The sequence below is a fragment of the Streptomyces olivoverticillatus genome (assembly GCF_014203555.1).
GTDB lineage: Bacteria > Actinomycetota > Actinomycetes > Streptomycetales > Streptomycetaceae > Streptomyces > Streptomyces olivoverticillatus.
Window position 1 is genome coordinate 431,858 of the sequence record NZ_JACHJH010000006.1, and the last position, 14,356, is coordinate 446,213.

The following is a 14,356-nucleotide window of genomic DNA, read 5'->3' on the forward strand; positions in this document are numbered from 1 at the left end:
AGCGCACGGGGGCGAAGGAAGGTTCCGCCTGCCCGGCAGGTGCGACCCGGGTGGGGCCCGGATGTTCAGTAGACAACGGCTCTCGGCCGACCGCAGCCAGCGGACCCGAGGTCGGCCCGAAGGACGCCGGGCCCCGATTCCGCCTCCTCCCCGTTCTTCCTGGGCTTCCCCTGCCGCACCCCTCGTGCACCTGTGGGCCGCCGTGCGCCCGTGGCGAGGTACGGTCTGCTGATACACCCGAAAGCTCCAGGAAGGCGCGACCGTGCCCTCGGGTTCCGAAACCACCCCCGAAGCCGCCACGGCCCCCCCGACGGCCGTCGGCGCACCTGGCGCCGCGGCGACCGGGCGCCCGGGCCGGGCCGTGCGCCTGGCCCGGCTGGCCCGCCGCGAGGCGGCCCGCACCGCTCTGGCCGCCGTCGGCGGCACCGCCCTCGCCCTGGCCTTCCCGCCGTACGACCTGTGGCCGCTGTCGGTCCTGGCGGTGGCCGCGCTGGCGCTGCTGACCCGGGGCCGCACCGCACGGCAGGGCGCCTGGACGGGGTTCGCCTTCGCGCTGCCCTTCTTCTTCCTGCTGCTGCGCTGGCTGCACGTGGTGGGCTACGACGCGGTGCTGGGCCTGGCGGTCGTCGAGGCCCTCTTCGTGGCCGCGCTCGGCGCCGCCCTCGCGGTGACCTCGCGGCTGCCCGCCTGGCCGCTGTGGGGCGCCTGCCTGTGGATCGCCCAGGAGTGGGCGCGCGACCGGGTGCCCTTCGGCGGCTTCCCGTGGGGCCGGCTGGCGTTCGCCAACACCGGCTCGCCCTTCACCCCGCTCGCGGCGCTGGGCGGGGCACCGCTGGTGACCTTCGCGGTGGCGCTGTCCGGTGGCCTGCTGGCGTACGCGGCCGTCGCCGCCGTGCGGCTGCGATCTGGAGCCGGAGGCCTGCGGGCGGTGCTGCCGGGCGCCGGGGCGGTGGCCCTGGCGGCGGCGGTGACGGCCGCCGGATTCGCCGTGCCCGTACCCACCAAGGGCGACGACAGCGTGGACATCGCCATCATCCAGGGCAACGTCGAAAAGCCCGGCATGGACTTCCTGGGCCGCCCGCTGATGGTCCTCGACAACCACGTCTCCGCCACGCTGAAGCTGGCCCGGGACATCCGCGAGGGGAAGACGAAGAAGCCGGATCTCGTGATCTGGCCGGAGAACTCCTCCGACCTCGACCCCTTCCAGTACACGCAGGCCTACGACCGGATCGACAAGGCCGTCAGGGCCGTCGGCGTGCCGGTCCTCGTGGGCGCGCTCGTCGACCACCCCGGCAAGCCGGGCTTCATCGACAACATGGGCATCGTCTGGGACCCGACGACCGGACCCGGGGCCTCCTACGCCAAGCAGCACCCGGTGCCGTTCGGCGAGTACGTGCCCTTCCGGCAGGAGCTCAGCAAGGTCATCACCCGCCTCCAGCGGGTCCCGCGCGACTTCTACCCCGGTGACCACACCGGCGTGCTGCAGGTCGGGCCCGCGCGCCTCGGTGATGTCATCTGCTTCGAGGTGGCCTACGACGAGATCGTCCACGACACCGTTCGGGCCGGGGCCCGGGCCCTGGTCGTGCAGACCAACAACGCCACCTACGGCCGCACGGGCCAGCCCGAGCAGCAGCTGGCCATGTCCCGGCTGCGGGCCGTCGAGCACGGCCGGGCCGTGGTCACCGCAGCCACCAGCGGCATCAGCGCGGTGGTCGCGCCGGACGGCCGGGTGCTCCAGCGCAGCAAGGAGTTCACCCAGGACGTCATCACCGCGCGCATCCCGCTGCGGGACGGGACGACCCTCGCCGACCGCGCGGGTGCGGCTCCCGAATGGGCGCTCGCTATCGTGGGCCTCCTGTCCTGCGCGGCCGCTCTCCTGATCGGCCGTCGGGTCCGGCCGGAGGGGGCGGAAAAGAACATGGACAAGAAGGGTCAGCAGTGAACGACGGTGGTCAGCGGAGTTTCGGTCCGCTCGGCACGACCTTGGTGATCATTCCGACCTACAACGAGGCGGAGAACATCAAGCCCATCGTCGCCCGGGTACGGGAGTCCGTACCGGAGGCGCACGTCCTCGTCGCCGACGACAACAGTCCCGACGGCACCGGCAAGCTCGCCGACGAGCTGGCCGCCGACGACGACCACGTCAAGGTGCTGCACCGGCAGGGCAAGGAGGGGCTGGGGGCCGCCTATCTGGCGGGCTTCCGCTGGGGCCTGGACAACGGCTACGGCGTCCTGGTGGAAATGGACGCCGACGGCTCCCACCAGCCGGAGGAGCTGCCCCGCCTGCTGACCGCGCTCAAGGGCGCCGACCTGGTGCTCGGCTCGCGCTGGGTGCCCGGCGGCCGGGTGGTGAACTGGCCGAAGTCGCGCGAGTTCCTCTCCCGCGGCGGCTCCACCTACTCCCGGCTGATGCTCGACGTCCCCCTGCGCGACGTCACCGGCGGCTACCGGGCCTTCCGGCGGGAGACGCTGGAGGGGCTGGGCATGGACGAGGTCGCCTCCCAGGGCTACTGCTTCCAGGTCGACCTGGCCTGGCGCGCGGTCAAGGCCGGGTTCCACGTGGTGGAGGTCCCCATCACCTTCGTCGAGCGGGAGCTGGGCGACAGCAAGATGAGCCGGGACATCGTCGCGGAGGCGCTGTGGCGGGTGACCTCCTGGGGCCTCGGCTCCCGCGTCTCCAAGGCCCTGGGCAAGGAGCGCTAGACCTTGACCCTCGCCCGCGGCCCGGCCGCGGTTCCGGGCACACTTGAGGCATGACGTTCGGAACACAGCAGACCGTGAACGGCACACCGCCCCGGCGCAGCCTCGCCCGCAGGCTCGTCCCGCTGGGCGTGGCGGTCTGGGCGGTGCTGGAGATCTGGCTGCTGATGCTGGTGGGCGAAGCGGCGGGCGGGCTCACCGTGCTGGCGCTGCTGGCCGGGGGCGTGCTCGCCGGCTCGTACGTGATCAAGCGGGCGGGGCGGCGGGCCTGGCAGCGGCTCACCCAGTCCCTCCAGCAGCCGGGCACGGCCCCGCAGGCCGAGGATGGCGGCGGCAACGCCCTGACGATGCTGGGCGGCCTGCTGCTGATCGTGCCGGGCCTCATATCGGACGCGGCAGGGCTGCTGTGCCTCTTCCCGCCGACGCGGAAGCTGCTGCGCACGTCCGTGGGGCGGCGGCTGGACCGCGCGGGCGGCTACGGGCCGGGGACGCTCGGCGACGCCTTCCGGCAGGCGAGGATGCACCAGCCGGACGGCAAGGTCGTCCAGGGCGAGGTGATCCGCGAGGACGAACCGCCCGCCCCGCGGCCGGACGGGCCGCAGCTGCCCCGGTAGGGGCGTGAAAAGACGTAAAAAAGGGCCCGGGCCACTGCGCGAAGCAGTGGCCCGGGCCCTTTGTCGTGCGCCCGCCGTCAGGCGGACTTGCGGGTGTCCCGCGGATGCACGGCAATGTTCATGGCGCCGGAGCGCAGGACGGCCAGCCGCTCGGCCAGCACCTCCTCGAGCTCCTCGCGGGTGCGCCGCTCCATGAGCATGTCCCAGTGCGTACGCGCAGGCTTGCCCTTCTTCTCCTCAGGCCCATCGCCGTCTACCAGGAGTGCAACGGCGCCGCACGCCTTGCACTCCCACTCCGGCGGAATCTCCGCCTCTACCGAGAACGGCATCTCGAATCGATGGCCGTTCGGGCATGCGTACTCCACCGCCTGGCGCGGGGCCAGATCGATGCCGCGGTCGGTCTCGTAGCTGGTAACCACAAGTCGCGTGCCGCGGAGAGCTCGCTCACTCATGAATCGTGCCTCCCGGGCTTGTCGCCCACAGGACAGGTGTCGCTGTCGTCGTCATCCGGTCAACGTCCGGTCGGCGGTGAAGATTCCCGTTGAGGGACATGCGTCGCCCGTCGTGCCGCCCCTTGTTGTACCCACCGGCGCCCGTTTTGTCACATCTGGCAATAGATGTCACCCTGTGTTTGCACTACTTAAGCGCGCAGTAACGGTCCATCCGGTGGGTCGAAGGCGTACACTACCGGCCCGCGTGTTTCCGGCCTAAACCGGGTCCGGCACTTCGGTGCCCGCGGTCACCGGAGGAGCCGATTCCGCCACGATCGCGGACGGTGTTCCGGGCAGCTCGAAGAACCTCAGGAAGAACTGCGACAGCGGCCCGATGGCCAGCGCGTAGAGCACCGTGCCCGCCCCCGCGGAGCCGCCCAGCGCGAAGCCCGTGGCCAGCACCGCCACCTCGATGCAGGTCCGCACCAGCCGCACCGAGCGGCCGGTCCGCCGGTGCAGCCCCGTCATCAGGCCGTCCCGCGGGCCCGGCCCGAAGCGCGGGCTGATGTAGAGGCCGGTCGCCACTCCGCACAGCGCCACCGCGAACAGCAGCAGCGCGATCCGCGCCCACAGCGGTCCGGGCGCCGGGGCCAGGCTCAGCGTGGCGTCCAGCGCCAGGCCGATCACCAGCACGTTGGAGACCGTGCCCAGCCCCGGGCGCTGCCGCAGCGGTATCCACAGGAGCAGCACCATCGCGCCGATGAGGATCGAGGCCGTGCCGATCGACAGGCCCGCGTGCCGGGCGACGCCCTGGTTGAGCACGTCCCACGGCGCAAGCCCCAGCCCCGCCCGCAGCTGCAGCCCCGCGCTCACCCCGTACAGCACCAGCCCGGCGTACAGCTGCAGCAGGCGGCGGGCGAGGTGCGGCCCCCGCGACCCCCCGGGTGCCCGCCCCTCCGGCGACTCCTCTGATCCCAATCCGGCTGCGGACACGATTCTTCCCCTCCGCTGGTGCAAGTGGCCTGTTGCGTGACAGTCTGTGGACTGGGTCAACTCAAGATCCATGGCCAATTCCGGGAAGGTGGACCGCAAACCATGAGTCCGTGGACTTCTTCGGTGGGTGCGCCCCAGCTGGCGCGCCTGCTCGGCTCGCAGCACGGGCGCGACGCCGTGACACCCCTCACGGGCCGCCGCTCGCCCGCCTACCGCTCCCTCGCTGACGGCATCCGGCTGCTCGTCCTCGAAGGCCGCGTCCCGGTGGCGGCCCGGCTTCCCGCGGAGCGCGAGCTGGCCACCGCCCTCTCCGTCAGCCGCACCACCGTGGCCGCCGCCTACGAGGCACTGCGCGGCGAGGGGTTCCTGGAATCCCGGCGCGGGGCCGGCAGCTGGACCGCGATGCCCGCCGGGAACCCGCTGCCCACCCGGGCCCTGGAGCCGCTGCCCCCGGAGGCCGCCGGCTCGGTGATCGACCTGGGCTGCGCCGCGATGACCGCGCCGGAGCCCTGGCTCACCCGCTCCTTCCAGGGCGCCCTGGAAGAGCTGCCGCCCTACGCCCACACCCACGGCGACTACCCGGCGGGGCTGCCCGCCCTGCGGCGGGCCGTCGCCGACCGCTACACCGCCCGTGGCGTGCCGACCATGCCCGAGCAGATCATGATCACCACCGGTGCGATGGGCGCCGTCGCCGCGATCTGCCGCCAGATGGCCGGCCGGGGGGAACGGGTCGCCGTCGACTCGCCCTCCTACGCCAACGTCCTGCAGCTGATGCGCGAGGCCGGGGCCCGGCTGGTGCCGGTGGCCATGGCCGGCGGGATCGGAGGCTGGGACCTGCCCGCCTGGCGGCAGGTGCTGCGGGACGCCGCCCCGCGCATGGCCTACGTCATCGCCGACTTCCACAACCCCACCGGGGCCCTGGCCTCCGAGGAGCAGCGCCGGGAGCTGGTGGAGGCCGCCCGCGCCGCGGGCACCCTGCTGGTCGCCGACGAGACCATGTCCGAGCTGCTGCTCGACCCCGAGGTCGAACTGCCCCGGCCCCTCTGCGCCTTCGACCCCGCCGGCAGCTCCATCATCACCGTCGGCTCGGCCAGCAAGAGCATCTGGGCCGGGCTGCGCATCGGCTGGGTGCGCGCCGCCCCCGACGTCATCCGCAGCCTGGTCGCCGCCCGCGCCTACGCCGACCTCGGCACCCCCGTCCTCGAACAGCTGGCCGTCGCCTGGCTGATGGGCTCCGAGGGCTGGGACTCCGCGATCGCCATCCGGCGGGCCGAGGCGCGCGAGAGCCGCGACGCGGTCGTCGGCGCGCTCCGACGCCACCTGCCCGACTGGGAGTTCGCCGTCCCGCACGGCGGCCTCACCCTCTGGGCACGCACCGGCGGGCTGTCCGGCTCCCGGATCGCGGAGGCGGGGGAGCGGCTGGGGGTGCGGGTGCCCTCGGGGCCGCGCTTCGGGGTGGACGGGGCCTTCGAGGGGTACGTGCGCCTGCCGTTCACCGTCCGGGGCCCGGTGGCCGAGGAGGCCGCCACCCGGCTGGCCGAGGCCGCCCGCCTGGTGGCGAGCGGCGCCACCGCCGCCGCCGAGGTGCCGCGGACCTACGTGGCCTGAGCAGGCAGCTCCTCGTCGTATCCGCTCCAGGGCACCGCCTCCACCCCGGACGGCAGCGCGGCGGTCCGCACCGGCAGCAGGGCCAGCACCGCACCGCGCTGCGCCTCGTCGGCCTCCTCGTCGTACGGGTCCGGGGTGGCCGGCACCTGCAACCGGTGCACCGGGCCCGAGCCGAGCCGGGCGTAGCCCCGGCCGGGCGGCAGCTCCGGGCCTGCCGTGGTGTGGGGCGGCGAGCCGAGGGCGGCCGTCGTCCGGTCGGGGCCGGCGGCGCCGAGCACCGCCCGGGCCCGGGCGGCCGTCCACACCGGTTCGGCGAGCCGCCCGGCCGCGTCCAGCTGCTCGCCGACCGCCACGGTGACGCCCGTGACCCGCCCGTGCCGCAGCGGCACCGCGAGCAGCTCCTGGGGGTCGGTGCGGCCCTGGCCCGTCGCGAGCTGGCTCAGCCCCACGGGCCGGTCCACGACGATCCACAGCGGGCGGCGTACGTCCTCGGGGACGGCGCGCCCCAGCTGGCGCGCGTGGCCCGCGGCCGTCAGCCGCCGTTCGGTCTCGTGGCAGGCCCATTCCAGGATGGCCAGCGCCCCGGTGAGCGAGGTCTCCACCGCCAGCACCCCCTCCCGCCCGGTGAGGCAGGCGTACTCGCCCGTGCCGCCGCCGTCCACGACCACCACGTCGCCGCCGTGGTGGAGCGCCTGCAGGGTGACCGACCGCAGCAGGGTCGTGGTGCCGCCGCCGGGCCGGCCCAGGGCCAGCAGGTGCGGCTCGGCGGAGCGGGGGCCCGTACGCCAGACGACGGGCGGCGCGTCGCGCATCTCCTCGCCGTCGCCGACCGGCAGCGTCCGCTGGACGTCGCCGGGGTCGGTGAAGCCCAGGACGGTCTCGCCCGGCGCGGTCACGAACCGCTGGGCCGCGATGTCGGCCGGCAGCGGGGGCAGGGCGCTCAGGGTGAGCCGGTTGGCCTCTTCGTCCCAGTCGAACCGGTACTCCCGGCCCCGTCCGGCCTTCAGGTGCAGCAGTTGCTCGACCCGCGCGCGGGGCTCCTCCTCGCCGTCGGCGAAGTAGGCGGGGTAGCGCAGCCGCAGGGAGCTCAGGCGGCCCTCGTCGTCGAAGGCGTGCTCCTCGAAGGCCTTGGGCCAGTGGCCGCCGTGCTGGTAGAGGGGTTTCGGGTCCTCGGGCACCGAGAAGTACGGCACCAGGGCGTCGTAGAGGGTCTGCAGCCGGGCGTTCTCCGCCTCGCCCGTCTCGCGGTGCCCGCGCCCGCGTCCCGCCCAGGCGCCCGCCCCCATCACCGCCGCCGCGACCAGCGGCGGGCCGTAGGGGATCAGGGCCAGGATGGCCAGGCACGAGGCCGTCAGCAGCAGGGCCGGGCCGCGCCGCTCGCGCGGGGTCTGCGCCCAGGTGCGGCGCCCGGTGGCCATCAGGGTGCGCAGCCCGCGGCCGATGACGATCAGCGGATGGAATATGTCCCTGGTGCCGTCGGCGACCGCGTACGCCAGCTCCCGGTGCGCGGAGGGCGGGGCGCCGCCGGCCGTTCCGCGATGAATTCCTCGCCGGCCCACGTCGTTCTCCTGGTGTCGGTGATTGACGGTCGCGGAGGCGGGCTAGAACTTGATCCCGCCCAGAAGGCTGGCGAGGCTGGCACCGCCCGCCTTGATGCTCGGTGCGATGGCGGTGCCGGCGAGGTAGAAGCCGAAGAGCGAGCAGACGAGCGCGTGCGAGAGCTTGAGGCCGTCTTTTCGGAAGAACAGAAACGCGATGACTCCGAGCAGTACGACGCCCGAAATGGAGAGGATCATGGAGTCTCCCGAGTGCTGGGGGCGGTCACCTTGAGCTCCTCCAGCTTCACAGAAAGTATTATTCCGGCAAGTGGGGATACACCCGTACGGAGGACCGCACAACATGTCAGAACAGACTCCAGAGACCGATGAGCCCGCGCACGACCCCGAGGTGCTCCAACTGGCTTCGAAGGTCTTCGACCTGGCGCGGCACGGCGACACCGACACCCTCGCCGCCTACGTCGACGCGGGCGTCCCGGCGAATCTCACCAACGACAAGGGCGATTCGCTCCTGATGCTGGCCGCCTACCATGGCCATCCCGGCGCCGTCACCGCCCTGCTCGACCGCGGTGCCGACCCCGACCGGCCCAACGACCGCGGGCAGACGCCGCTGGCCGGGGCCGTCTTCAAGGGCGAGGACGAGGTGGTGCGCATCCTTCTCGCCCACGGCGCGGACCCGGCCGCCGGCACGCCCTCGGCCATCGAAGCGGCGGGCGTCTTCGGGCGCCAGGACCTGCTGGAGCTCTTCCAGGGCAAGTGACACGGGGCCTCCAGGGGTGCCCCCTCCGCCTGACGCAAGGTCAGCACCCCTGGTGGTCCGCCCTGTTCCTTAGAAGTCTCTTAAAGCGGCCCGTTATCAATTCCTCATGCCCTTCATCACCTCGTCCCGCACGGCCCGCGCCGCCGCCGTGGTGCTGGCCGCCACCCTGCCCTGCGTCGCCCTCCTGCCCTCGGCCGACGCCGCCCCGCCCCGCCCGGCGCAGTCGGCCCGCGTCCACGGCCACCTCGTCGACCTGCCCGTACGCGGCGGCACCGCCACCGTCGACACCGCCTCGCTGCGTGTGACCGCGCGCACGGACGCGGGCGCCACGGTCGAACTCTCCGCCCCCGCCGCCACCGCGCTCGGCACCCCCGGCCCCGTGACCGCCAGCGCCGACGGCGCTCGCTGGACGTACCCCGGGAGCGGCCTGACCATCACCGTCCGCGCCGACAAGGGGCGGCTGCTGGTCTCCGTCCGGTCCACCGGCACCGCCGACCGCACCCTGCAGTGGCCCGTCACCGGCGCCGACCCCGCCGCCTCCGCCCTCCAGCTGCCGCGCGGCGAGGGGCTGTCCATACCGGTCGCCGACACCTTCTGGAACTCGTCCGAGGCCGGTCTCGTCGGCAGCAAGTCGGACATGGAGTCCCAGTCCCTGCCGCTGTGGGGCTACAGCGCCGGCCGGACCGGCGCGAGCTATCTCGTCCCCACCGACATCGGCACCACGCTGAACGTCGGCTCCGAGAAGGGCAGGCTCCGGGCCACCGCCGAGCACACCTTCTCGCGCGGCGACGGCACCACGGACTACACCGTCGCCCTCTCCCTCACCGACGGCTCCCCGGTCGCCCCCGCCCTGGACTACCGCGCCTGGCTGAAGGAGCAGGGACAGCTCGGCAGCCTCAAGCGCAAGATGGCGGCCGCCCCCGCGAACCAGAAGCTCCTCGGCGCCTTCCACGCCTACGTATGGGGCCAGGCCCGCACCGCCGAGGGCGTGCGCAAGCTGCGCGCGCTCGGCGTGGACCGCATGTGGCTCGGCTACGACGCCGACGACAACCCCATGGACGCCGCCGCGGTCGCCGCCGCGAAGAAGGCCGGCTACCTCGTCGGCCCGTACGACTCCTTCGCCAACGGCCAGGACCCGAAGAAGTCCGACACCCCCACCTCCGCATGGCCCGACAAGCTGTACCCCGACTTCTGCGTCCAGAAGGCCGACAAGACGCCGGAGACCGGCTTCCACGACCGCGGCTGCTACATGAGCTCGCAGGCCTTCGAGAAGGCCGAGCCCACCCACCACTACCTCGCCGACCGCACCCGGAAGATGACCGCCAACGGCGCCGACAGCTACTTCCTCGACGTCGACGCGGCCGGCGAACTCTTCCGCGACCACAGCGACGCTCACCCCATGACCAAGGCGCAGGACCGCGCCAACCGCCTCGCCCGCATGAAGCGCCTCGCCGACGACGACCACCTCGCCCTCGGCTCCGAATCCGCCGGCGCCTGGGCCAACCAGGTCCTCTCCTACGACCACGGCTCCGGCACCCCCGTGACCGACGGGCTCTGGAAGGCCGAGCGGGACAAGAAGACCTGGGGCGGCTACACCCCCGCCAAGGCCCCCGACGCCTTCTTCAAGCCCGCCGAACTCCCGGCGAACGTGGCCAAGGCCATGTACGACCCCACCTACCGCGTACCGCTGTTCGAGACCGCCCTGCACGACTCGCTCGTCAACGTCGAACGCTGGGAACTGCCGTACGACAAGCTGCCGCAGCAGAAGACCGACCGAGCCCTGCTGGCGATGCTCTACAACACGCCGCTCAACTTCGTCATCGGCGGCGACTCCCTGGAGAAGAACGGCAGTGAACTGGCTGCCCTCCAGAAGTACTTCTCCCCGCTCCACCAGGCCGCGGGCACCGAGCCGATGACCGGCTTCCGCACGCTGACCGCCGACCGCACCGTCCAGCGCACCGTCTTCGGCGACGGCACGCTCACCGTCACCGCCAACTTCGGCACCAAGGCGCACGACGGGCTGCCGGGCGGCTGCGTGGACGCGAAGCTGAAGGGCGACAAGCAGGCACGGCGTCTGTGCCCGGCGGACGTCAACCGCTAGGAGTCTCCTCGCCGGACGGGCTCTTGCGAGCCCGTCCGGCCAGCGGAATGCACTCAGCGGAAAGCGCTCAGCACCGTCTCCACCGTGTCCGCGTCCTCCGCCCGCTTGTCCTCACGGAACCGCACCACCCGCGCGAAGCGCAGCGCCACCCCCGCCGGATACCGCGACGACCGCTGCAAGCCGTCGTACGCGATCTCCACCACCAGCTCCGGCCGCACCGTCACCACGAACCCGTCGTCGCCGACGGCCAGTTCCCGCAGCCGCTCCGTCTGCCAGGCCAGCATCGCATCCGTCAGCCCCTTGAACGTCTTGCCCAGCATGGCGAACGAGCCGTCCGGCCGCCGCGCGCCCAGATGCAGGTTCGACAGCTTGCCGGTGCGCCGGCCGTGCCCCCACTCCGCGGCCAGCACCACCAGGTCCAGGGTGTGCACCGGCTTCACCTTCAGCCACGCGGCACCCCGCCGGCCCGCGGTGTAGGGGGCGTCGAGGGCCTTGAGGACCACCCCCTCGTGGCCGCGCTCCAGCACCTGCGCCGCGAACTCCCGCGCCGCCGCCCGCGCTTCCTCCCCGCCCGGGTCCGCCACCACCAGCCGCCGCACCCGCAGCGGCTCGGGCACCACGCCCGCCAGCACCGCGTGCCGCTCCGCCGTCGGCAGGGCCAGCAGATCCCGGCCGTCCACCGCCAGCGCGTCGAAGAACACCGGCGACAGCGGCAGTCCCGCGGCCGCACCCGCGGCGGCCGGCCGGGAACCGACCCGCCCCGCGATGTCCTGGAACGGGTGCGGGCGGCCCGCCGCGTCCAGGGCGATGACCTCGCCGTCCAGCACCGCCGAGGACACCGGCAGCGCCCGAGCCGCCGCCGTCAGCTCGGGCAGCCGCTCGGTGATCTCGTCCAGGGTCCGGGTGAAGACGCGCACGTCGGCGCCGTCCCGGTGGACCTGGACCCGGATGCCGTCCAGCTTCTCCTCCACCGCGCACGGCCCCAGCCGCTCCAGCGCCTCGTCCACGTCCTTGGCGCTCTGCGCCAGCATCGGCAGCACCGGCCGCCCCACCTGAAGCCGGAACGCCTCCAGCGCCTGCGGACCCCCGGCCAGCAGCTCCCGGGCGACCGCCCCGAGCGAACCGCCCAGCATCACCGCCCGCCGCACGTCCTGCGGCGGGGCCCCCGACGCGGCCGCCAGTGCCTCCACGGTCAGTGCGTCCAGCGCGCCCTGGCGCAGCTCGCCGCCGATCAGCCGCAGCAGGAAGTGCTGCTCCTCCGCGGTGGCGGCGCCCAGCAACTCGCCCACCAGCCGCCTGCGTTCCGCCTGCGCTCCCCGGCCCGTCACGGCCGCGATCCGGGTGAGCGCGCCGTCCACCTCCCGCAGGGACAGCGTCGGATGCGCCGCCGGGGAGGGGGCGTGCCGCAGGGTGCTCCAGCCCACGCCGATCCTGCGCTGCGGCAGCCGCCCGGCCAGATACGGGATCGCGATCGGCACGTCGTACGGCCCGGCCTCCCGGAACAGCCCGGCCAGCAGAGCGGTCTTCCGCGACCGCGAGCTCGTGGCCGCCACCTCGCCGGACACCCGTGCGACATCCGCCAGCAGCATGTCCTCATCGTGCTACGGGACCGGGCGCCGCGCAGCACGGCTCAACGGGCGGCCCGCTCCCGCCCCGCGCCGTCGCTGATCCGCAGCAGCAGCGCCACCATCAGCCAGTTGGCGACGAGCGACGAGCCGCCCTTGGCCAGGAACGGCAGCGCCTTGCCGGTCAGCGGGATCAGCCCCATGACGCCGCCCGCCACCACGAAGACCTGCAGAGCCAGTGCCGCCGCGAGCCCGACCGCCAGCAGCTTGCCGAACGGATCGCGGGACCGCAGCGCCACGTTCAGGCCGCGCTCCACCAGCAGCGCATAGAGCATCAGCACCGCCATCACCCCGGCGAGCCCCAGCTCCTCGCCCACCGTGGCGAGGATGAAGTCGCTGCGGCCGGCGAAGCCCACCAGCTCGGGGTGGCCCCGCCCCAGGCCGGCTCCGGTGAGGCCGCCGGTGCCGAAGCCGAACAGCGCCTCGGCGAGCTGGTCGGAGACCCCGGAGCCCGGCCTGAACGCGTCGAAGGGGTGCAGCCAGGCGACGATACGGCCCTTGACGTGCGGCTCCAGCGAGCCGACAACGGCGGCTCCCACCGCGGCCAGCAGCACACCGCACACCACCCAGCCGGTGCGCTCGGTGGCCGCGTACAGCATCACCACGAACAGCCCGAAGAAGATCAGCGAGGTGCCCAGGTCGCGTTCGGCGATGAGCACCAGCAGGCTCAGGCCCCACACCGCCAGGATCGGGCCGAGCTGCCGCCCGGGCGGCAGCCGCGCCCCCATGACCGTGCGCCCCGACAGAGCCAGCGCATCACGGTGAACGACCAGATAGCCGGCGAAGAAGACCGCGATCATGGTCTTGACGAACTCGCCCGGCTGGAAGGACAGCGGCCCGAAGTAGATCCACCGTTTGGCGCCGTAGGTGTCGCCGGGGAACAAGGCGGGCGCCATCAGCAGCACCAGCGCCCCGGCCATCGTCACGTAGAGGTAGCGCTGCAGCCTGCGGTGGTCGGGCAGGACCACCAGCACGCTCACGCAGACCGCCACCCCCGTGACCGTCCACACCAGCTGCGCCGGAGCGGTCGCCTCGGCGTGGTACTCCAGGCGGTAGGCGGGGTCCAGCCGGTAGAGCAGCACGAGACCGAACGCCGAGAGCAGGACGGCCAGGGGCAGGATCAGCGGATCGGCGTACGGGGCCCAGCGCCGCATCGCCAGATGCGGCACCACGGCCAGGCACACCAGGGCGGCCGCGAATCCGGGGAGCCCGTCCGGGACGGTGCCGGTGACCGACAGCCCCACGTAGGCGTAGCCGTAACAGCCCGTCACCACGGCCAGGCCGAGGAGCAGCGCCTCGCGGCGCCGCCGCCGGAGCGCCCAGGGACGGCCGTCCCCGTCATCCCCGGCTCCTGCGCTCTCCTCGGTCACACCGGTCATGATGCCGCCCGCAAGGTCCGTCCCCTGCGGCATCCGGGTCACGGTACGTGATGTCGCGCACACTTAGTGGAATTGTCGTAACCGGCCGGTGTCACACCGAGTTGACGCACCGACACCGCAGGATCGACGACGCAGGACGGAGCAGTGGTTCTCACCATGAGCAAGCGCCAGAAGGGCCGCCGACACCGTCGGGTCAACCGCACGCCGCGCCCGGTCGGGTTGTCCCGGCCGAGCGCCGTACGGCCCGAGCCGAGGCCGGAGGCGCGGCCCGAACCACGGGCCGTCGTGACGGCCCCCGAGCGGCGCCCGGCCCCGGCCCCCGGACTCGGCCGCCACGAGGCCCGCACCTGGGACGGGCTGTGTGCGTTCGGCCCCGGCGGCGCGTCGGTGGACGACCTGTGCGCCTCGGTGGGCTATCAGGCGCGCACCATCCTCAAACACGTCAGCGGGCTGGAGGACCACGGCCTGGCCGAGCGCCGCGGCGACCGCTGGTACGCGCGGCACGAAACCGAAGGGGCGCTCGCGGGCCGCTGACGTGCCCCCGCCGGGCCGGGGCGCACCCGGCCCGGCCCGGCAGGCGGCCCGCTCG

General features: G+C 73.6%; 13 protein-coding genes. 7 read left to right on the forward strand and 6 right to left on the reverse strand.

Going from position 1 to position 14,356, the window contains the following annotated elements:
* Positions 1-262: 262 nt before the first annotated feature.
* Genes lnt through fxsA form a run of 3 tightly spaced genes read left to right on the forward strand, consistent with a single transcriptional unit; the run spans position 263 to position 3,314 of the window.
* Positions 263-1,942 carry an apolipoprotein N-acyltransferase gene (gene lnt / locus FHS39_RS21525; protein ID WP_184351051.1) on the forward strand — a complete coding sequence of 560 codons (1,680 nt, stop codon included), beginning with the start codon at positions 263-265 and terminating at the stop codon, positions 1,940-1,942.
* On the forward strand, positions 1,939-2,703 hold the full coding sequence (locus FHS39_RS21530; RefSeq protein ID WP_184351052.1) for a glycosyltransferase: 765 nt from the start codon (positions 1,939-1,941) through the stop codon (positions 2,701-2,703). Before lnt ends, FHS39_RS21530 begins: the two co-directional genes overlap by 4 nt.
* 50 nt (positions 2,704-2,753) lie before the next feature.
* Complete coding sequence (fxsA, locus tag FHS39_RS21535; RefSeq protein ID WP_184351053.1) at positions 2,754-3,314, forward strand: FxsA family membrane protein; 561 nt, start codon at positions 2,754-2,756, stop codon at positions 3,312-3,314.
* 77 nt (positions 3,315-3,391) lie between these two features.
* Here fxsA and FHS39_RS21540 read toward each other — a convergent pair whose 3' ends face one another.
* Both FHS39_RS21540 and yczE read right to left on the reverse strand, forming a co-directional pair.
* Complete coding sequence (locus FHS39_RS21540) at positions 3,392-3,766, reverse strand: RNA polymerase-binding protein RbpA (RefSeq protein ID WP_004948858.1); 375 nt, start codon at positions 3,764-3,766, stop codon at positions 3,392-3,394.
* A gap of 255 nt (positions 3,767-4,021) precedes the next feature.
* Positions 4,022-4,738: a membrane protein YczE gene (gene yczE / locus FHS39_RS21545; RefSeq protein ID WP_343069675.1), complete on the reverse strand. Its 717-nt coding sequence runs from the start codon at positions 4,736-4,738 to the stop codon at positions 4,022-4,024.
* Between the two features lie 102 nt (positions 4,739-4,840).
* Here yczE and FHS39_RS21550 point away from each other — a divergent pair, with 102 nt between their 5' ends.
* Entirely contained in the window at positions 4,841-6,346 is a 1,506-nt protein-coding gene (locus FHS39_RS21550; RefSeq protein WP_184351054.1) for an SCO1417 family PLP biosynthesis transcription factor, read from the forward strand.
* On the opposite strand, the gene FHS39_RS21555 is transcribed toward FHS39_RS21550, so the two are convergent.
* Entirely contained in the window at positions 6,334-7,905 is a 1,572-nt protein-coding gene (locus FHS39_RS21555) for a hypothetical protein (protein WP_184351055.1), read from the reverse strand. The two genes, FHS39_RS21550 and FHS39_RS21555, sit on opposite strands and share 13 nt — an antisense overlap.
* A gap of 42 nt (positions 7,906-7,947) precedes the next feature.
* Entirely contained in the window at positions 7,948-8,142 is a 195-nt protein-coding gene (locus FHS39_RS21560; RefSeq protein WP_184351056.1) for a hypothetical protein, read from the reverse strand.
* A 103-nt stretch (positions 8,143-8,245) separates the two neighbouring features.
* On the opposite strand from FHS39_RS21560, the gene FHS39_RS21565 reads away from it, so the two are divergent.
* Positions 8,246-8,662, forward strand: a complete 417-nt coding sequence (locus FHS39_RS21565; protein WP_184351057.1) for an ankyrin repeat domain-containing protein — start codon at positions 8,246-8,248, stop codon at positions 8,660-8,662.
* A 106-nt stretch (positions 8,663-8,768) separates the two neighbouring features.
* Entirely contained in the window at positions 8,769-10,763 is a 1,995-nt protein-coding gene (locus FHS39_RS21570; RefSeq protein WP_184351058.1) for a glycoside hydrolase, read from the forward strand.
* Between the two features lie 53 nt (positions 10,764-10,816).
* Here FHS39_RS21570 and FHS39_RS21575 read toward each other — a convergent pair whose 3' ends face one another.
* Both FHS39_RS21575 and FHS39_RS21580 read right to left on the reverse strand, forming a co-directional pair.
* On the reverse strand, positions 10,817-12,352 hold the full coding sequence (locus FHS39_RS21575) for an ATP-dependent DNA ligase (protein ID WP_184351059.1): 1,536 nt from the start codon (positions 12,350-12,352) through the stop codon (positions 10,817-10,819).
* Between the two features lie 41 nt (positions 12,353-12,393).
* A complete protein-coding gene (locus FHS39_RS21580; protein ID WP_246470374.1) occupies positions 12,394-13,800 on the reverse strand; it encodes an FtsW/RodA/SpoVE family cell cycle protein in 1,407 nt (468 codons plus the stop codon).
* 123 nt (positions 13,801-13,923) lie between these two features.
* On the opposite strand from FHS39_RS21580, the gene FHS39_RS21585 reads away from it, so the two are divergent.
* The gene (locus FHS39_RS21585; protein ID WP_045933881.1) at positions 13,924-14,301 is read left to right on the forward strand and encodes a hypothetical protein; all 378 of its coding nucleotides are present in this window, start codon (positions 13,924-13,926) and stop codon (positions 14,299-14,301) included.
* The last annotated feature ends 55 nt before the right edge of the window (positions 14,302-14,356 follow it).

Excerpts from the sequence above, each read along its gene's own strand:
- fxsA (WP_184351053.1), top strand. The coding sequence starts at position 2,754 with ATGACGTTCGGAACACAGCAGACCGTGAACGGCACACCGCCCCGGCGC.
- FHS39_RS21540 (WP_004948858.1), bottom strand. The coding sequence starts at position 3,766 with ATGAGTGAGCGAGCTCTCCGCGGCACGCGACTTGTGGTTACCAGCTAC.
- FHS39_RS21550 (WP_184351054.1), top strand. The coding sequence starts at position 4,841 with ATGAGTCCGTGGACTTCTTCGGTGGGTGCGCCCCAGCTGGCGCGCCTG.
- FHS39_RS21560 (WP_184351056.1), bottom strand. The coding sequence starts at position 8,142 with ATGATCCTCTCCATTTCGGGCGTCGTACTGCTCGGAGTCATCGCGTTT.
- FHS39_RS21565 (WP_184351057.1), top strand. The coding sequence starts at position 8,246 with ATGTCAGAACAGACTCCAGAGACCGATGAGCCCGCGCACGACCCCGAG.
- FHS39_RS21570 (WP_184351058.1), top strand. The coding sequence starts at position 8,769 with ATGCCCTTCATCACCTCGTCCCGCACGGCCCGCGCCGCCGCCGTGGTG.
- FHS39_RS21575 (WP_184351059.1), bottom strand. The coding sequence starts at position 12,352 with ATGCTGCTGGCGGATGTCGCACGGGTGTCCGGCGAGGTGGCGGCCACG.
- FHS39_RS21580 (WP_246470374.1), bottom strand. The coding sequence starts at position 13,800 with ATGCCGCAGGGGACGGACCTTGCGGGCGGCATCATGACCGGTGTGACC.
- FHS39_RS21585 (WP_045933881.1), top strand. The coding sequence starts at position 13,924 with ATGAGCAAGCGCCAGAAGGGCCGCCGACACCGTCGGGTCAACCGCACG.